This window comes from Pseudomonas sp. PDM10 (assembly GCF_014852295.1).
Lineage (GTDB): Bacteria > Pseudomonadota > Gammaproteobacteria > Pseudomonadales > Pseudomonadaceae > Aquipseudomonas.
This window is the reverse complement of sequence record NZ_JACVBJ010000005.1, coordinates 96,915-114,699: the sequence shown is the minus strand read 5'-3', so window position 1 is coordinate 114,699 and position 17,785 is coordinate 96,915. Positions and strand designations below refer to the sequence as shown.

General features: G+C 60.3%; 16 protein-coding genes. 10 read left to right on the top strand and 6 right to left on the bottom strand.

Translation table 11 applies throughout. From position 1 onward, the window contains the following. Positions 1-251: 251 nt before the first annotated feature. The 7 genes from IB252_RS18230 to tauD all read left to right on the top strand — a co-directional run bounded on the left by IB252_RS18230 (position 252) and on the right by tauD (position 8,928). Complete coding sequence (locus tag IB252_RS18230; RefSeq protein ID WP_192409816.1) at positions 252-2,576, top strand: Tex family protein; 2,325 nt, start codon at positions 252-254, stop codon at positions 2,574-2,576. Next, the gene (locus IB252_RS18225; RefSeq protein WP_007903088.1) at positions 2,576-2,959 is read left to right on the top strand and encodes a PaaI family thioesterase; all 384 of its coding nucleotides are present in this window, start codon (positions 2,576-2,578) and stop codon (positions 2,957-2,959) included. Before IB252_RS18230 ends, IB252_RS18225 begins: the two co-directional genes overlap by 1 nt. Positions 2,960-3,292: 333 nt before the next feature. Further along, positions 3,293-4,876: a glutamate--cysteine ligase gene (gshA, locus tag IB252_RS18220; RefSeq protein WP_192409815.1), complete on the top strand. Its 1,584-nt coding sequence runs from the start codon at positions 3,293-3,295 to the stop codon at positions 4,874-4,876. A gap of 442 nt (positions 4,877-5,318) precedes the next feature. Beyond that, the gene (gene tauA, locus IB252_RS18215; RefSeq protein ID WP_192409814.1) at positions 5,319-6,296 is read left to right on the top strand and encodes a taurine ABC transporter substrate-binding protein; all 978 of its coding nucleotides are present in this window, start codon (positions 5,319-5,321) and stop codon (positions 6,294-6,296) included. A 15-nt stretch (positions 6,297-6,311) separates the two neighbouring features. After that, positions 6,312-7,106, top strand: coding sequence for a taurine ABC transporter ATP-binding subunit (gene tauB / locus IB252_RS18210; protein WP_192409813.1), 795 nt, complete (start codon positions 6,312-6,314; stop codon positions 7,104-7,106). Further along, positions 7,103-7,936: a taurine ABC transporter permease TauC gene (gene tauC, locus IB252_RS18205; RefSeq protein ID WP_192409812.1), complete on the top strand. Its 834-nt coding sequence runs from the start codon at positions 7,103-7,105 to the stop codon at positions 7,934-7,936. Before tauB ends, tauC begins: the two co-directional genes overlap by 4 nt. Positions 7,937-8,085: 149 nt before the next feature. Further along, complete coding sequence (gene tauD / locus IB252_RS18200) at positions 8,086-8,928, top strand: taurine dioxygenase (RefSeq protein WP_192409811.1); 843 nt, start codon at positions 8,086-8,088, stop codon at positions 8,926-8,928. 131 nt (positions 8,929-9,059) lie between these two features. Here tauD and mgrA read toward each other — a convergent pair whose 3' ends face one another. The 4 genes from mgrA to IB252_RS18180 all read right to left on the bottom strand — a co-directional run bounded on the left by mgrA (position 9,060) and on the right by IB252_RS18180 (position 11,881). Continuing rightward, complete coding sequence (mgrA, locus tag IB252_RS18195; RefSeq protein ID WP_192409810.1) at positions 9,060-10,097, bottom strand: L-glyceraldehyde 3-phosphate reductase; 1,038 nt, start codon at positions 10,095-10,097, stop codon at positions 9,060-9,062. Between the two features lie 120 nt (positions 10,098-10,217). Beyond that, positions 10,218-10,682 (bottom strand): type II toxin-antitoxin system HicB family antitoxin, encoded by a 465-nt coding sequence (locus IB252_RS18190; protein WP_192409809.1) that lies wholly within the window; start codon positions 10,680-10,682, stop codon positions 10,218-10,220. Then, on the bottom strand, positions 10,679-10,861 hold the full coding sequence (locus IB252_RS18185; protein ID WP_192409808.1) for a type II toxin-antitoxin system HicA family toxin: 183 nt from the start codon (positions 10,859-10,861) through the stop codon (positions 10,679-10,681). The genes IB252_RS18190 and IB252_RS18185 overlap by 4 nt, the downstream gene beginning before the upstream one ends. 129 nt (positions 10,862-10,990) lie before the next feature. Next, positions 10,991-11,881 (bottom strand): LysR family transcriptional regulator, encoded by an 891-nt coding sequence (locus IB252_RS18180; RefSeq protein WP_192409807.1) that lies wholly within the window; start codon positions 11,879-11,881, stop codon positions 10,991-10,993. Positions 11,882-12,010: 129 nt separating this feature from the next. Here IB252_RS18180 and IB252_RS18175 point away from each other — a divergent pair, with 129 nt between their 5' ends. Together IB252_RS18175 and IB252_RS18170 are read left to right on the top strand one after the other, a co-directional pair. Then, positions 12,011-12,751: an SDR family oxidoreductase gene (locus IB252_RS18175; protein WP_192409806.1), complete on the top strand. Its 741-nt coding sequence runs from the start codon at positions 12,011-12,013 to the stop codon at positions 12,749-12,751. Positions 12,752-12,939: 188 nt separating this feature from the next. Then, on the top strand, positions 12,940-13,200 hold the full coding sequence (locus tag IB252_RS18170) for a hypothetical protein (protein ID WP_192409805.1): 261 nt from the start codon (positions 12,940-12,942) through the stop codon (positions 13,198-13,200). A gap of 26 nt (positions 13,201-13,226) precedes the next feature. On the opposite strand, the gene betT is transcribed toward IB252_RS18170, so the two are convergent. Beyond that, positions 13,227-15,182, bottom strand: a complete 1,956-nt coding sequence (gene betT / locus IB252_RS18165) for a choline transporter BetT (protein ID WP_192410077.1) — start codon at positions 15,180-15,182, stop codon at positions 13,227-13,229. Between the two features lie 427 nt (positions 15,183-15,609). Then, positions 15,610-16,536, bottom strand: a complete 927-nt coding sequence (epsC, locus tag IB252_RS18160) for a serine O-acetyltransferase EpsC (protein ID WP_111449488.1) — start codon at positions 16,534-16,536, stop codon at positions 15,610-15,612. Between the two features lie 193 nt (positions 16,537-16,729). Here epsC and IB252_RS18155 point away from each other — a divergent pair, with 193 nt between their 5' ends. Beyond that, a complete protein-coding gene (locus IB252_RS18155; protein ID WP_192409804.1) occupies positions 16,730-17,722 on the top strand; it encodes a D-cysteine desulfhydrase in 993 nt (330 codons plus the stop codon). Positions 17,723-17,785: the final 63 nt, after the last annotated feature.

Genomic DNA, 17,785 nt, shown 5'->3' with positions numbered 1-17,785 from the left:
ACAGCCTGCGATGCCCCCGAATGACAGAACGCTGGTTATAATGCGCGGCCTTTTGTGTCAGGCAACGTCTGATCATTTCTGTAGATGGCCGTTTTTTATTTTCACGGCACAGGCAGTAATTGTTCGATTTCACGGGTCAACGGGATACCTGTTGATCCAGGTAGCGGCGCAGGCCAGGCCGCTCAACCAGACTCGCCGAGCCCCTATCTCTGCGCCTGCGAGCCTGCTTTCACAATTTGTCAGGTGGTTTTATGGACAGCATCAACAGCCGCATCGCCGAGGAACTCGGCGTACGCCCACAACAGGTCGAAGCGGCCGTCGCGCTACTCGATGAAGGCTCTACCGTTCCCTTCATCGCCCGCTACCGGAAAGAAGTGACCGGCAGCCTCGATGACATCCAGTTGCGTCATCTGGAAGAGCGTCTGCGCTACCTGCGAGAACTCGACGAACGGCGCATCAGCATCCTTGCCAGCATCCAGGAACAAGGCAAGCTGACCCCGCAACTTGAACGCGACATCAAGCTCGCCGACACCAAAACCCGCCTCGAAGACTTGTACCTGCCGTACAAGCAGAAGCGCCGCACCAAGGGCCAGATCGCCCTGGAAGCCGGCCTCGGCGAGCTGGCCGACGGCCTGTTCAACGACCCGACCCTGACGCCAGACGCTGAAGCCGCGCGCTTCGTCGATGCCGAAAAAGGCGTGGCCGATGTGAAGGCAGCCCTCGAAGGCGCCAAGTACATCCTGATGGAACGCTTTGCCGAAGACGCCGGCCTGCTGGACAAGCTGCGCAGCTACCTCAAGCAGGAAGCCACCCTCAGCGCCCGCGTCATCGCCGGCAAAGAAGAGGAAGGCGCCAAGTTCCGCGACTACTTCGAACACGATGAACCGCTCAAAAGCATGCCGTCGCACCGCGCGCTGGCGATTTTCCGTGGCCGCAACGAAGGCATTCTGAGTTCGGCGCTGAAAGTCGGCGACGAACTGCCGGGCGCCATGCACCCATGCGAAGGCATGATCGGCCAGCAATTCGGCATCCAGAACCAGAACCGCGCCGCCGACAAATGGCTGGGCGAAGTGGTGCGCTGGACCTGGAAGGTCAAGCTCTACACCCACCTCGAAACCGACCTGCTGGGCGAACTGCGCGACGGCGCAGAAACCGAAGCGATCAACGTGTTCGCCCATAACCTGCACGACTTGCTGCTGTCGGCGCCGGCGGGTCCGCGCGCCACATTGGGTCTCGACCCGGGCTTGCGTACCGGTTGCAAGGTGGCCGTGGTCGATTCCACCGGCAAGCTGCTGGATCACGCCACGGTTTACCCGCACGTACCGCACAACAAATGGGACCAGACCATCGCGATTCTGGCGGCCCTGTGCGCCAAGCATGCCGTGGACCTGATCGCCATCGGCAACGGCACCGCCAGCCGTGAAACCGACAAGCTGGCCGCAGAACTGATCAAAAAATACCCAGCCATGAAGATGACCAAAGTCATGGTCTCCGAGGCCGGCGCATCGGTGTACTCGGCGTCGGAACTGGCCTCCAAGGAATTCCCGGACCTCGACGTATCGATCCGTGGCGCGGTATCGATTGCCCGTCGTTTGCAGGATCCGCTGGCCGAGCTGGTGAAGATCGATCCGAAATCCATCGGCGTCGGCCAGTACCAGCACGACGTGTCGCAGCTGAAACTGGCACGCGGCCTGGACGCGGTGGTCGAGGACTGCGTGAACGCCGTCGGCGTCGACGTCAACACTGCTTCCGTGGCGCTGCTGGCGCGCATCTCCGGCCTCAACGCGACCCTGGCGCAGAACATCGTCAGCCACCGCGATGAGCACGGCGCGTTCAAAACCCGTGCGGCGTTGAAGAAAGTCGCGCGTCTGGGTGAAAAAACCTTTGAACAGGCTGCGGGTTTCCTGCGTGTAATGAATGGCGACAACCCGCTGGATTCGTCCGCGGTTCACCCGGAAGCCTATCCGCTGGTGCAGCGCATTGCTGCTGAGACCGACCGCGACATTCGCTCGCTGATCGGCGACGCCAGCTTCCTCAAGCGTCTTGATCCGAAAAAGTACACCGACGAAACCTTCGGTCTGCCAACGGTCACCGACATCCTGCAAGAGCTGGAAAAACCTGGCCGCGATCCGCGTCCCGAGTTCAAGACTGCCGAGTTCCAGGAAGGCGTCGAAGACCTCAAGGACCTGGAGCTGGGGATGATCCTCGAAGGCGTGGTGACCAACGTGACCAACTTCGGTGCTTTCGTCGACATCGGCGTGCATCAGGACGGTTTGGTGCATATCTCTGCGCTTTCGGAGAAATTCATCAAGGATCCGCGTGAAGCGGTGAAGGCCGGTGACGTGGTGAAAGTGAAGGTCATGGAAGTCGACATCCCGCGCAAACGCGTTGGCCTGTCGATGCGCATGAGCGACACGCCGGGCGAGAAAATCGACGGTGCCCGTGGTGCACGTCCGGGTTCGGCGCCACGCCAGTCCCAGAACACCACACCGCGTAAAGAAACCACGGCGGCGGCCCCGGCCAACAACGCCATGGCTTCGCTGTTCGCCAATGCCAAGCAGTTGAAGAAACGCTGATGGAGATCCCGGCCGGGCTGACCGAAAGCGCTTTTTTCAAGTTGCTGGGGTGTCGCTTGCACAGTCTGGAGACCGGGGTGGCGCAAGTCGCCCTCGGGCTTGCGCCAGAGCTGCGCAATCGCGGCGGCAAGCTGCACGGCGGAGCCTTGTTCAGTCTGGTGGACATTGCCATGGGGCTGGCCTGTTCCAGCACCCATGGTTTTGACCAGCAGAGCGCGACCATCGAGTGCAAGATCAACTACATTCGCGCCGTCGCAGACGGTGAAGTGATGTGCACGGCGCGGGTGATCCACCCGGGCCGCCGCACGCTGGTGGTCGAAGCCGATGTGATGCAAGGCGACAAACTCGTCGCAAAAGCACAAGGCACGTTCGCTGTCCTGTAGATGAATGCCATCGATTTGAGTTAATTTCGGCGCAATGAATCCTGCGCCGGGATTTCCTGTGGGAGCGCCTGTGGCGAGGGGGCTTGCCCCCGTTTGAGTGCGTAGCACTCACAAAATCTTGAAAATCCAGAGATTTTGGGTCTGCTTCGCAGCCCAACGGGGGCAAGCCCCCTCGCCACAAGTTGCTCCCACAGGGGATTGCGCGGTTCTTACCGAATGGCATGAGGTCTGTGCTGCTCAAAAACCAGGCGAAAACGCCAGTTTCAACTTCACCCTTGTAGACCGTCTTGCCCACCCCCATATTGGGGCGACTGACGCGTGAAGGAATCCAACTTGAGCGAACTTCTCAACCGCCGCCTGGCTCTGCTCGGCGAGCGCGCTAACCTCTCTCTGCTCGAACAGTGCCTTCACGGCATCGAACGTGAATGCCTGCGCGTGACCGGCGAAGGTCGCCTGGCGCAAACGCCGCACCCGGAAGCATTGGGTTCCGCGCTGACCAACGAACAAATCACCACCGACTATTCCGAGTCGCTGCTGGAGTTCATCACGCCCGCCCTGCCCGACCCGGCGGATACGCTGGCGAGCCTGGACAAGATCCACCGTTTTGCCTACAGCAAGCTCGGCAACGAGTACCTGTGGAGTCCATCGATGCCGTGCCCTTTGCCGGCCGAGGAAGACATCCCGATTGCCTATTACGGCACCTCCAACATCGGTCAGCTCAAGTACGTCTACCGCAAGGGCCTGGCCCTGCGCTACGGCAAGACCATGCAGTGCATCGCCGGGATTCACTACAACTTTTCCTTGCCGGAAAAGCTCTGGCCGCTGCTCAAGGAAGCAGAAGGTTTTGTCGGCACCGACCGTGACTATCAGTCGTCGGCCTACATCGCGCTGATCCGTAACTTCCGCCGCTACAGCTGGCTGCTGATGTACCTGTTCGGTGCTTCGCCTGCGCTGGACGCCGGTTTCCTGCGCGGTCGTTCGCACCAGTTGGAACAACTGGACCCGGACACCTTGTACCTGCCGTACGCCACCAGCCTGCGCATGAGTGACCTGGGTTACCAGAGCAACGCCCAGGCCGGTTTGACGCCTTGCTACAACGATCTGGCCAGCTACACCGACAGCCTGCGCAAAGCGGTCGCCACGCCTTACCCGCCGTACGTCGAAATCGGCACGCATCAGGACGGTGAGTGGGTTCAGCTCAACACCAACATCCTGCAGATCGAAAACGAGTACTACTCCAACATCCGCCCGAAACGCGTGACCTACACCGGCGAACGGCCGATCCAGGCGCTGGTGGCTCGCGGCATTCAGTACGTCGAAGTGCGTTGCCTGGACATCAACCCGTTCCTGCCGATGGGCATCGATCTGCCGGAGTCGCGGTTCCTCGACGCATTCCTGCTGTATTGCGCGCTGAACGACAGCCCGCTGCTGACCAATACCTCGTGCGGCAACGCGACCTCGAACTTCCTCAGCGTGGTCAAGGAAGGTCGCCGTCCGGGCCTGCAACTGCAACGTGACGGTCATCCGGTGGACCTGAAAGAGTGGGCCAGCGAGTTGCTGGAGAAGATTGCACCCCTGGCGGCGATACTGGATCAGAGTCATGGCGGCGATGCGCATAGCAAGGCGCTGGATGCCCAACTGGCCAAGGTCAAGGATCCATCGCTGACACCATCGGCCCAGGTGCTGGCGGCGATGGCTGAGCACAAGGAGAGCTTTGCTCAGTTCTCCCTGCGTCAGAGCCAGGCGCATGCGGAGTTTTTCCGCAGTGAACCGCTTTCAAGCGAAGATCAGGCGAAATTTGAAGACCGGGCGCGTTCGTCGCTGGCCGAGCAGATTGAGCTGGAGCAGAACGAAGTCGGCGATTTCGATGTGTTTGTCGGGTCGTATCAGGCGAGCATTCTGGCCATTAGCAACTAACCTCAAGATCCACCCCTCACCCTAACCCTCCCGAAGCGTCGGACCGCCCCAAGGGGTAGAGGGGACTGACCGAGGCGTCTCACGTCATACATCGACCTGAAAGCCCGAGTCGAACTCAAGTTCCGAAAAGCATGAAGTTCGGCTCCCTCTCCCCTCTGGGGAGAGGGCTGGGGTGAGGGGTCGATCCACCTGACTGCACGCAATGCCAAAATATATGATCGTTCCCACGCTCTGAGTGGTAATGCCTCAAGGGACGCTCCGCGTCCAGGTGACGCGGAGCGTCACCGGCTGCATTCCCACGCAGAGCGTGGGAACGATCAGGGTACCTGCTTAGAATTTTCCGCTCATAAGCTCATTCTAAAAAGTTATTTATTTTCGGATTCTTAGATCATTTAGTCTTCTTTTCACGCCGGCTCTCGGTCGTCTGAAAAGGAGCTTCTCAATGAAACTGACTTTCCCCCTTCGCCTCCTGGCGGCCGCGTCTCTGGCTGCAGTGAGTTTCTTTGCCCAGGCGGCTGACGTCACCGTCGCCTACCAGACCACCGTAGACCCGGCGAAAGTCGCCCAGGCCGACGGCGCGTACGAGAAAGCCACCAACGCCAAGATCGACTGGCGCAAATTCGACAACGGCGCCGACATCATCGCCGCCATCGCTTCCGGCGACGTGCAAATCGGTTACCTCGGTTCCAGCCCCCTGACGGCGGCCATCACCCGCAAAGTCCCGGTAGAAACCTTCCTCATCGCCACGCAGATCGGCGCCGCTGAGGCTCTGGTTGTCCGTGACGGTTCCGGGATCAAAACCCCGCAGGACCTGATCGGCAAGAAAATCGCCGTGCCGTTCGTTTCCACCGGCCACTACAGCCTGCTGGCCGCGCTGAAGCACTGGAATATCGACCCCTCGAAAGTCACCGTCCTCAACCTCGCGCCGCCAGCCATTATTGCCGCGTGGAAACGCGGTGACATCGACGCCACCTACGTGTGGGACCCAGCCCTCGGAGTTGCCAAGGAAAACGGCAAAGTGCTGATCACCTCCGGCGAACTGGCCAAGTTCGGCGCGCCGACCTTCGATGCATGGATCGTGCGTAAAGACTTCGCCGAGAAGCACCCGGAAATCGTCACCGCGTTCGCCAAAGTGACCCTCGATGCCTACGCCGACTACCGCAAAGACCCAAAAGCCTGGCTCGCCAATCAATCCAACATCGACAAGCTGGTGAAACTCTCCGGCGCCAAGGCCAGCGACATTCCATTGCTGCTGCAAGGCAACGTCTTCCCGCTGGCGGCTGATCAGGTGATCACCCTCGGCGCGCCGACCACCAAGGCCATCACCGACACCGCCGCGTTCCTGAAAGAACAAGGCAAGGTTGAAGCCGTGCTGCCGGATTACGCCCCGTACGTCAGCGCCAAATACATCACCAACTGATCGGAGTTAATTGCGATGGCTTTGCTTCAGCTGGAGCGCATCAGCGCACAGTACCCAGGTAGCCCCGAACCGGTACTGGCGGATATTTCCCTGAGTCTTGGGCCCCAGCAATTGCTGGTCGCCCTCGGCCCGTCCGGCAGTGGCAAGACTTCGCTGTTGAACCTGATTGCCGGTTTCGTCGAGCCCAGCGCCGGGCGCATCACCCTCGATGGCGTCCCGGTCAGAGGTCCGAGCGCCGAACGCGGCGTGGTGTTTCAGGACGATGCCCTGCTGCCCTGGCAGGACGTGCTGGCCAACGTCGGTTTCGGTCTGGAATTGGCCGGTATTGCCCGGGAAAAACGTGAACTGCGCGCTCGGGAAATGCTCGCGTTAGTGGACCTTTCCGGCTTCGAAAACCGTCGGATCTGGCAACTCTCGGGCGGGCAGAAGCAACGTGTCGGCCTGGCCCGTGCCCTTGCTGCTGATCCGCGGGTTTTGCTGATGGACGAACCCTTCGGCGCCCTCGATGCCTTCACCCGCGAACAGATGCAGGAGTTGCTGCTGCAAGTCTGGCAGCGCACCGCAAAACCGGTATTTCTGATTACTCACGACATCGAAGAAGCGGTGTTTCTCGCCACGGACCTGATTCTGCTGGCGCCGAATCCAGGGCAAATCGTTGAGCGCCTGAGCCTGGATTTTGGTCAGCGTTACGCCGCCGGGGAGTCGGCTCGTTCGATCAAGTCAGACCCGCGCTTTATCGAAACCCGCGAACACGTGCTCGCCAAAGTGTTCTCCCAACGCAGCGCCGCCCAGCGGCAGGAGCGCGCATGAGCACCTATGAAATTCCCGCCGCGACGGTGAAACCGGGCTCGACGGTAATCCCGCTGCGTCGCAGTTTGAACACACGCTGGATCAGCGTGCTGACACTGGTCGCTCTCGTTGCCATTTGGTGGGCCGTCACCGCCACTGGAATGATCGAACCGCTGTTCCTGCCGCCACCGTCCGCGGTGCTGCAAAAAGGCTGGCTGCTGGTGACCACCGGCTACATGGATTCAACGTTGTGGCAGCACCTTGGCGCGAGCCTCAGCCGAATCGGTCTGGGCCTGGGCTTCGCGGTGCTGACCGCCGTGCCCGTTGGAATCGCCATCGGCCACAACCGCATTGCCCGCGGCGTTCTCGATCCGCTGATCGAGTTCTACCGCCCTATTCCACCGTTGGCTTATTTGCCGTTGATCGTGATCTGGTGCGGCATCGGTGAGCTGTCGAAAGTCTTGTTGATCTACCTGGCGATCTTCGCCCCGATCGCCATCGCTACGGCGACCGGCGTGCGTACCGTCGACCCGGCCAAATTGCGCGCGGCGCAGTCGTTGGGGGCGACCCGGGCGCAGTTGATTCGCCATGTGATTCTGCCGAGTGCGCTGCCGGATATTTTGACCGGTGTGCGTATTGGCTTGGGTGTGGGTTGGTCGACGCTGGTCGCCGCCGAATTGATCGCCGCCACCAGTGGTCTGGGTTTCATGGTGCAGTCGGCCGCGCAGTTCCTGGTCACCGATGTGGTGGTGCTGGGGATTCTGGTGATCGCGCTGATCGCCTTCGCCATGGAAATGGGCTTGCGCGCCCTGCAACGCAAACTGGTGCCGTGGCATGGCCAGGCGCACTAAAAAATCATCATGTGAAAAACCCTGTGGGAGCGAGACCGGCTTGCCGGCGATGGCGGCGTATCAGCCACAGCCATGTCGCCTGACACTCCGCTATCGCGAGCAGGCTCACTCCCACAAAAAGCTCGGCGCCCCGGATTAAAGAGAAGACCATGAGCAACCTGACCATCGTTCCCTTAAGCTATGCCCTCGGCGCGCAAATCAGCGGCGTCGACATCAGCCAACCGCTAAGCCTGGAACAGCGCGACGCCATCGAGCAGGCGCTGCTCAAACATCAAGTGTTGTTCTTCCGCGATCAGCCGATCACACCCCCGCAGCAAGCACGTTTCGCCGCCAATTTCGGCGACCTGCACATTCACCCGATCTACCCGAATGTGCCGGAACAACCCGAAGTGCTGATCCTAGATACAGCCGTCACCGACGTGCGCGACAACGCGATCTGGCACACCGACGTGACCTTCCTGCCGACCCCGGCTCTGGGCGCGGTACTCAGTGCCAAGTTGCTGCCGGAGTTCGGTGGCGACACGTTGTGGGCCAGCGGTATCGCGGCGTATGAAGCGCTGTCGACCCCGATGAAAACCTTGCTCGAAGGGCTGACCGCCACCCACGATTTCACCCGTTCGTTCCCGCTGGAGCGCTATGGCAACACGCCCGAAGCGCTGGCCCAGTGGGAAGAAGCGCGCAGGAAAAACCCGCCGCTGTCACACCCGGTGATTCGTACTCATCCAGTGAGCGGACGTCGGTCGTTGTTCGTCAATGAAGGCTTCACGTCGAAGATCAATGAGCTGTCGGAAACCGAAAGCGAGGTGATTCTGAAGTTTCTGTTTGCCCACGCGACACGGCCGGAATTTACCATTCGCTGGCGTTGGCAGAAGGACGACGTGGCGTTTTGGGATAACCGCGTGACGCAGCATTACGCCGTGGATGATTACCGGCCGGCGCGACGGGTGATGCAGCGGGCGACGGTGTTGGGGGATGTGCCGTTTTTCCGGTAATCCGATCACCCGATCGTTCCCACGCTCCGCGTGGGAATGCAGCCCGGGACGCTCCGCGCCCCATCAAGAGCCGAACGCGGAGCGTCCGTTGAGGCATTCCCACGCAGAGCGTGGGAACGATCAGTTAGAGGTCATTCAGCCGTCGAAGGCTTCTCCCAAAGATTGACCCCACCCTCTTGAGCAAACCGGTCAATCTCCGCCAGCTCTTCCACGCTGAAGCTCAAATTCTTCAACGCCCCGACGTTCTCGATAATCTGCTCCGGCCGGCTCGCACCAATCAACGCCGACGTCACACGCGGATCGCGTAACGTCCACGCCAAAGCCAACTGCGCCAGGCTCTGACCACGACGTTTGGCGATCTCATTCAGCGCACGCACATGAGCGATGTTGGCTTCGGACAGGTGCGCCGCCTGCAACGAACCACCTCCCGGACGATTGACCCGCGCGTCCGCCGGCACACCGTTGAGGTACTTGTCGGTCAACAACCCCTGAGCCAACGGCGTAAACGCAATCACGCCCGTACCGAGTTCGTCCGTCGTATCCAACAAGTCTTTTTCCACCCAACGATTGAGCAAGTTGTAAGCCGGCTGATGAATCAGCAACGGGACTTTCCACTCTTTCAGCAGCGCGGCCATTTCACGGGTTTTAACCCCCGAGTACGAGGAGATACCGATGTACAACGCCTTGCCCTGTTGCACCGCGGTGGCCAGTGCGCTGGCGGTTTCTTCCAGCGGCGTGTCCGGGTCGAAGCGGTGGGAATAGAAGATGTCCACGTAGTCCAGGCCCAGGCGCTGCAGGCTCTGATCAAGGCTGGCCAGCACGTATTTGCGCGAACCGCCGCCCTGGCCATAAGGGCCGGCCCACATGTCCCAACCGGCCTTGCTGGAGATGATCAGCTCGTCGCGATACGGCTTGAAGTCTTCACGCAGCAAACGACCGAAATTGATCTCGGCGCTGCCATACGGCGGGCCGTAGTTGTTGGCCAGGTCGAAATGGTTGATGCCAAGATCAAATGCGGTACGCAGCAACGAACGCTGGGTGTCGATCGGCGTGCTGTCGCCGAAGTTGTGCCACAGGCCCAGAGACAGCGCCGGCAGCACCAGCCCGCTGCGCCCCACGCGGCGGTAAGGGATGGAGTCGTAGCGGTTTTCGGCAGCGGTGTAGGTCATCGAATCCTCTCTTGTCTGTCTTGAAGTTGGTATCGACTGCTTCGCAAGTTGCCCAGCATACGCCCAGACAAACGCCGATAAACCTTGGACCCGAGAAAATGCTGAAACGTTTCACAACATTTAGGCCGACAACTCACGCAGGGCAGCAGCAGCCAAAAAGCCAGACCTTGAGCTGTACCGCTGATCCCGCCTGACTGTTTGATCGATACGCTCAAGCAACTGCTCAGGCAGTGTGGCATTGAAGCGCACCGACTTTCCGAAGTAAGGCGTGATATCAAATTCGACCACCCCCCACACGCCGCCCGCGTAATCAGGGTTATCAAGATGAGCGTCGATCTCATGCACCTGCGGCAGTGGATCGCCATCGGCCACCAAGCCTTCGTAGTGCAACGACAGCGCTTCCTTCACGTTTTCAAATGCCTGCGCAACAGTACCGCCTGCGGAGAAGCAACCCGGCACGTCCGGGATAATTACTCCGTATTCTGAGTCGGCATCCTTGTGCAGAACGACCGGGAATTTCATTTCGGTAAGTCCTTCCTGTGATGTGGCCCGCTCGGGGCTTTCGTATCCGGTGTCGGGTCTCATTTCAGACCCGCCTGTTTCAATATGCTGTTGATCGTTCCTTTTGGAAGATCCGAGTCCGGGTGCTTTATCGTCACCCTCCCTGGCTTGCATGGATGCTTGTACTGATGATGACTGCCTTTCACGGCCACCAGACACCAACCATCCTCCTCGATCATCCTGATCATTTCCCGACTTCGCATCACCTTCGTCCTTGTGGGCAGCATCTGCTGCGCACACTACGCGACGAAGCTCCACACCAATACACACCATACACACTCTGATAAATATTAGCCTATCGTGCAGAAGGCTGATTTCCTATAGACCAGCGGCTACTGAGCCCCCGCAAACACTTCCCCCAGCCAATCCACAAACACCCGAACCCGTGGCGACATGTGTCGGTTGTGCGGATACAACACCGAAACCGGCATCGGCGGTGGTGGCGTGTCGATCAGGACTTCCTGCACCAGGCCCAGGGAAATCTGCGTTTCCATTCGGTAATGCGGGCACTGGATCAGGCCCAGCCCGGCGATCGCCGATGCCGCATAAATTTCCGCGCCGAACACTGAAAGCGCCCCATCGATGGCGACTTCCTTCAGTTCGCCATCAACCATGAATTCGAAGGGGAATAACTTGGCAGTCGTGCGCGAGACGTAGTTAACGGCACGATGATGTTTGAGGTCGTCGAGGCTTTTCGGTTCGCCGTATTTGCGCAAATACGCGGGGCTGGCACAGGTGATTTGGCGCAAGTTGGCGACGCGACGGCCGATCAGCGCGGAGTCGCCCAAGGTGCCGGCGCGCAGCACGCAGTCGACGCCTTCGGCGATCAGGTCGACAAAGCGGTCGGCCTCGCTGATGGACAGTTCGATGTCCGGGTAGCGCGCCATGAACTGCGGCAACGCCGGGATGACGAAGTGCTTGGCCAGCGTGCCATGCACATCCACGCGCAACCGGCCCTTCGGTGCGACGCTACGGAATGCCAGTTCGGCTTCTTCCAGTTCCGCCAGCAGCTGCACGCAACGCAGGTAGTACGCCTCGCCGTCCAGCGTAGGCCGCACCTTGCGGGTGCTTCGCTCCAGTAAACGTGTACCGAGCCAGGCTTCGAATTGATTCAGCGTGTGGGTCAGCGTCGCCCGCGGCAGGTTCAGGTCGTCGGCCGCCCGCGTGAAGCTGCTGCGCTCGTAGATCCGCACGAAAACCTTCATCGCTTTGACTTGATCCACGTGGGTCTCCTGACGGTTGATTGTTGGCGATTATTGAACAGTCAAGGCAACTCTCGTGCATTTATCGGCCTGAGTAAACATGTGAATCTGGCTTCACCCCAAGCCATCCACTTCAAAGGATTCACCGCCATGACTACTCAGACTTCGAAAGTTGCCATCGTGACCGGCGCCTCCCGTGGCATCGGTGCAGTGATCGCCAAACAACTGGCCAAACAAGGTTTCGCCGTCGCCATCAACTACGCCAGCAGTGCCACCGAAGCTTCAAGACTGGTGGTCGAATTGCGTCAGGACGGCCACCAGGCCATAGCGATCAAGGCTGACGTGGCCAATGCCGACGACGTACGCCGGCTGTTCGACGAGACCGAAACGCAACTGGGCAAGGTCGATGTGCTGGTCAACAACGCCGGCATCCTCAAAGTCCTGCCGCTGGCGCAACACACGGATGAGCTGTTCGACCAGAACTTCAACATTCACGCTCGCGGCACGTTCAACACCCTGCGTGAAGCCGCCACTCGCCTGAACGCTGGTGGGCGGATCATCAACTTCTCCAGCAGCACCGTCGGCATGAACCTGCCGGGTTACGCGGTGTACATCGCCAGCAAAGCGGCGGTGGAATCCCTGACCCAGGTGTTCGCCAAGGAAATGCGCGGACGCAACATCACCGTCAACGCCGTCGCGCCGGGCCCGGTGGCGACCGACCTGTTCCTGCACGGCAAGAGCGAAGAGCAGATCCAGAATTTCGCCAAGATGGCCCCGCTGGAACGTCTGGCTCAGCCAGAAGACATCGCTCGCGTTGTGTCTTTCCTGGTCGGTCCTGATTCGGCGTGGGTCAACGGGCAAATCCTGCGCGTCAACGGTGGGTTGGTCTAAGGGCGGGCTCCACTCCACCGGGATGCCTGACCTATGCTCGATATGACGGTGGAGCTCTTCTCTTGATCGTTCCCACGCTCTGCGTGGGAATGCAGCCCGTGACGCTCCGCGTCACTGGACGCGGAGCGTCCCTTGAGGCGTTCCCACGCAGAGCGTGGGAACGATCATTTACTCAGGAGTACACACCCATGCACACCACGATCATCATCTCCTTCGGCCTGATCCTGCTGGCACTGATGCTGTTCATCGGCGAGAAAATCGGCTTCAGCCAACAGACACTGACTTACAGCTTCGTGGCCCTGTGGCTGGCGTTGACGTTGATCAACGGTGCCGTTGGTGTGGTCACGGCCGGCCAGTCACTGAGTACGGAACTGATGATCGGCACGGTGGTATTCAGTGTGCCGGTGGCGGCGCTGGTGCTGTTCATGGTGTTGAGCGCCGAGACCTGAAAAGGCCCGGCGCCACGGGTTCTCGATCAACGCACCAAATGCAGGAACTGCAGGTGCCGCTCGTACTGATCGAGGATGTCGTTGATGATCTGCTCCTTGCTGTAACCCACCAGATCGTAGTCCTGACTGCCCTCGCTCAAATGCACTTCGGCCCGATGATAACGACGGTTGTTGAGTTCCTTGGAACCCATACCGCCACGGGCGAAGGACGGTGTGAAGTAGCCGCGCATCTGCACCTGATAAATGAACGGACGCTCCTCGCCATGACCGATTTCCAGGCTGACGTTGTCGTTGGTCGGGTCCGGCTGAGTGACCACCTTCAAACCCTTCTCGACGAACACCGCCGAGACTTCTTCAATCGCCGGGCGCACCGCCGTATCGAGGAAGCGATAGACCTCATCCCGTGACGGGAAATGTACGGCCTGACTCAAACGCTGACGCCAGCCGCCACGCCGCGAGCCGGACACCGGGGCCAGCGAATGCAGTTGCGCGATCTGCTTCTGCGACTCCAGGTAGAACGCCTTGTGCAGCCCCCACATCATCAGCAGCAAGATCATCGAGAACGGCAACGAGGTCAGCACCACCGCTGACTTCAGCGCATCGATACTGCCGGAGAACAGCAGCGCACTGGTCACCAACGCGGTCATCGCGCCCCAGAACACCCGGAGCCATTTCGGCCCGTCTTCGTCGGGATTGCCGCCCTTGGCGGACAGTGTCGATAGCACCACGGTGCCGGAGTCGGCGGAGGTGACGAAGAACACGAAGCTGATGAACACCGTGACCGCGATCACGGTTTTGCTCCACGGGTAGGTTTCCAGCAGCAGGTAGAGAGTCATCGATGGGTTATCGATGGCCGACATGCCGAGGGCGCTCATGCCGTGGTTGAGGACTTGATCGATGGCGCTGTTGCCGAAGATCGACATCCACGCCAGGGTGAAGCCGAGCGGAATCAGCAGCACACCGAAGACGAATTCGCGGATGGTCCGGCCACGGGAAATCCGTGCGATGAACAGGCCCACGAACGGCGACCATGCGATCCACCAGGCCCAGTAGAACACCGTCCAGCCGCCCAGCCAGTCACTGGGTTTGTCGTAGGCGTAGAGGTCGAAACTCTTCATCGGCAAGGCGCCGAGGTAGTCGCCGATGTTCTGGATCAAGGTGTTGAGCAGGTGCTGAGTCGGGCCGGCGAACAACACGAACAGCAGCAGCGCGCAGGCCAGCAGCATGTTGATGTCGGACATCACGCGTACGCCTTTATCGACACCAGACACGGCAACGATGATCGCCGCGCCCATCATCAGCGTGATCAGGCCGACCTGAATCCATTGGGTGTGAGCGATGCCGAACAGGTAGTCCAGACCCGAGTTGAGGTGCAACACGCCAAAGCCCATGTCGGCACCAAGGCCGAACACCGTGGCGATGATGCCGAAGCCGTCCACCGCGTAACCGATCGGGCCGTTGATGCGTTTGCCGATCAGCGGATAGAGCGCCGAACGCAGGGCCAGCGGCAGGTTATGACGATAAGCGAAGTAGGCCAGCGCCATGCCGACGAAGGCGAACACGCCCCAGCCGTGCAGGCCCCAATGCAGAAACAGAATCTGCATCGCCTGACGCGCTGCATCCGCCGTGTTCGCGTCGCCTTGCGGCGGTTGCGCCAAATGGGTCAGCGGTTCGGACACGCAAAAGAAGAACAGCGTGATGCTGATCCCGGCGGCGAACAGCATGCCGGCCCAGGACAGGTAACTGAATTCGGGTTCGTCGTGGTCGGCACCGAGCTTGATCTTGCCGTAGCCGGACAAGGCGGTGACCACCACGAAGACCAGATACAGCGTCATTGCGAGCATGTAGTACCAGCCGACCGTGTTGGCCGCCCAGTTTTGCGCTTCCAGAAGCCAGGCGCCAGCCTGTTCAGGCATGGCGATGACGATGAGGCCGAACAGCAAAATGAACGTCGCCGAGAAGTAAAACACCGGCGGATTCATGCGGACCTGACCGCTGGCGGGGGTGGGCGATGCACTCATGAAAGGTGCACCTCAAGGGGGTGAAACAGGGCAATCAGTAACGGACTCGGCAAAGGCAAGCCTCCTGTTGTGAGCGGGCAGCAAACCGGCGGTTTAACTTGAATGAGCGTTCAAGTTAAACATGAATAGGGTGCTAAGGACTAATCGCAAGGCTCGGCGGTACTGTTCGTGCGCTAGCTCAAGGGTGGGTATGACGGGGGATTTGGAGGATTCGTTCAGTGAGAAATTAGCGGAATGCCAACATCTTGGTTCGCCTTGAAACCAATCGCGAGCAGGCTCACTCCTACAGTGGATTTGTGTCAGTCCACACCATTGCGAACACCATAAAAACCCTGTGGGAGCGAGCCTGCTCGCGATGAGGCCGGATCAGTCAGTCGAGATTCCGGATTTACTTCTGCGTCCCGTCATCATGCTGCAGATTCGCCTGAGTCAGGTTGCTCCCCGCCGGCACGCTGCGGGTCAGCCAGACATTGCCGCCAATGGTCGAGCCCTTGCCGATGGTGATCCGCCCCAGAATCGTCGCACCGGCATAGATCACCACGTCATCCTCGACAATCGGATGTCGCGGCTGCCCCTTCTGCAACTGACCGTCTTCATCCGCCGGGAAGCGCTTGGCGCCCAACGTCACGGCCTGATAAATCCGCACACGCTCGCCGATGATGGCGGTCTCGCCGATCACCACGCCCGTCCCGTGATCGATGAAGAAGCTGCGACCAATCTGCGCGCCAGGGTGAATGTCGATGCCGGTGGCCGAGTGGGCGATTTCCGCGCTGATACGTGCCAGCAGCGGCAATCCGGCGCGGTACAAATGATGGGCCAGGCGATGATGAATCACCGCCAGAATCCCCGGATAGCACAACAACACTTCATCGACGCTGCGAGCCGCCGGATCGCCGTGATAGGCCGCCAGCACGTCGGTGTCGAGCAGACTGCGCAGCCCCGGCAATGCGAGGGCGAAGTCCTGAATGATCTGAATCGTCTTGGCCTCGACCCCAGTGTCGGCCTGGGCACTGTGGCGAGCGGCGTAGCGCAGTTCGAGTCGCGCCTGAGCCAGCAACGCGTTCAACGCAACGTCCAGCGTGTGGCCGACGTAGAAGTCTTCACTTTCCTCGCGCAAATCCACCGGTCCCAGGCGCATCGGGAACAACGCGCCGCAGAGGGCTTCGAGAATCTCTGCCATGGCCGCTCGGGAAGGCAACTCGCGACCGCCCTGTTCGGTGCTGGCGCGGCCATTTTGTAGCCGCCACTGATCACGCGCCGTGCGCAGTTGACTGACGATGGTCTGCAGTTGCCAATGACTGGAACGCTCGCTCACGGTAAAAACTCCTCACGGGCGGCCGGACTGTCTGGCCGCGTTAACCGCGATTACTTTACGGCATGGTCTGGAAGCCGAATTAAGAACCGATTGTGCTGTGCTCAGCACTTTTTGGCATAAGGCCGATTGGCAGTTGCCCCGCTAAATAGGCGTGCCTATAGTCCTGTCATCTCCCTCCGCCAGTACGGACCCCATGATCAAACAACAGCTTGCCCGCTTTAATCGTCTCGACCTGCTCGGTCATCCCACTGCCCTGGAAAAACTCGAACGCCTGTCGGCCTGGTTGGGCCGCGATGTGTACGTCAAGCGTGATGACCTGACGCCGCTGGCGATGGGCGGCAACAAGCTGCGCAAACTCGAATACCTGGCGGCCGATGCACTGGCACAAGGCGCCGACACGTTGATCACCGCTGGCGCGCTTCAGTCCAACCACGTGCGCCAGACCGCCGCCATTGCGGCCAAGCTTGGCCTGGGCTGCGTAGCCCTGCTGGAAAACCCTCTCGGCACCGACGACGCTAACTATGTCGGTAACGGCAATCGACTGTTGCTGGACCTGTTCGACGCCAAGGTCGAACTGGTGGAAAACCTCGACAACGCCGACGAGCAATTACAGGCCCTGGCCGATCGCCTGCGCAACAACGGCAAGAAGCCGTATCTGGTGCCGATTGGTGGCTCCAACGCATTGGGCGCTTTGGGTTATGTGCGCGCCGGGCTGGAATTGGCCGAGCAGATCAAGGACACCGGGCTGACATTCGCGGCCGTGGTTTTGGCTTCGGGCAGTGCCGGGACCCATAGCGGTCTGGCGTTGGCGTTGAGTGAAGCACTGCCGGATTTGCCAGTGATTGGTGTCACGGTTTCTCGCAGCGACGAAGACCAGCGCCCGAAAGTCCAGGGCCTCGCCGAACGCACTGCCGAGTTGCTGGGCGTGAGCTTGCCAGCGAGTTTCAAGGTCGAGTTGTGGGACGAATATTTCGGCCCGCGCTACGGCGAACCGAATGCCGGGACGTTGGCCGCCGTGAAGCTGGTGGCGAGCCAGGAAGGTTTGCTGCTGGACCCGGTTTATACCGGCAAGGCCATGGCGGGTTTGCTCGATGGCATCGGCCGCCAGCGCTTCAATGACGGCCCGGTCATCTTCCTGCACACCGGCGGGGCGCCGGCACTGTTCGCCTACAAAGACTTTCTGTAAATGATCGTTCCCACGCTCTGCGTGGGAATGCCTCAAAGGACGCTCCGCGTCCAGTGAGGCGGA

Coding starts and splice junctions, on each gene's coding strand:
- IB252_RS18230 (WP_192409816.1), top strand. CDS start 252: ATGGACAGCATCAACAGCCGCATCGCCGAGGAACTCGGCGTACGCCCA.
- IB252_RS18225 (WP_007903088.1), top strand. CDS start 2,576: ATGGAGATCCCGGCCGGGCTGACCGAAAGCGCTTTTTTCAAGTTGCTG.
- tauA (WP_192409814.1), top strand. CDS start 5,319: ATGAAACTGACTTTCCCCCTTCGCCTCCTGGCGGCCGCGTCTCTGGCT.
- tauB (WP_192409813.1), top strand. CDS start 6,312: ATGGCTTTGCTTCAGCTGGAGCGCATCAGCGCACAGTACCCAGGTAGC.
- tauC (WP_192409812.1), top strand. CDS start 7,103: ATGAGCACCTATGAAATTCCCGCCGCGACGGTGAAACCGGGCTCGACG.
- tauD (WP_192409811.1), top strand. CDS start 8,086: ATGAGCAACCTGACCATCGTTCCCTTAAGCTATGCCCTCGGCGCGCAA.
- mgrA (WP_192409810.1), bottom strand. CDS start 10,097: ATGACCTACACCGCTGCCGAAAACCGCTACGACTCCATCCCTTACCGC.
- IB252_RS18190 (WP_192409809.1), bottom strand. CDS start 10,682: ATGAGACCCGACACCGGATACGAAAGCCCCGAGCGGGCCACATCACAG.
- IB252_RS18185 (WP_192409808.1), bottom strand. CDS start 10,861: ATGCGAAGTCGGGAAATGATCAGGATGATCGAGGAGGATGGTTGGTGT.
- IB252_RS18175 (WP_192409806.1), top strand. CDS start 12,011: ATGACTACTCAGACTTCGAAAGTTGCCATCGTGACCGGCGCCTCCCGT.
- IB252_RS18170 (WP_192409805.1), top strand. CDS start 12,940: ATGCACACCACGATCATCATCTCCTTCGGCCTGATCCTGCTGGCACTG.
- betT (WP_192410077.1), bottom strand. CDS start 15,182: ATGAATCCGCCGGTGTTTTACTTCTCGGCGACGTTCATTTTGCTGTTC.
- IB252_RS18155 (WP_192409804.1), top strand. CDS start 16,730: ATGATCAAACAACAGCTTGCCCGCTTTAATCGTCTCGACCTGCTCGGT.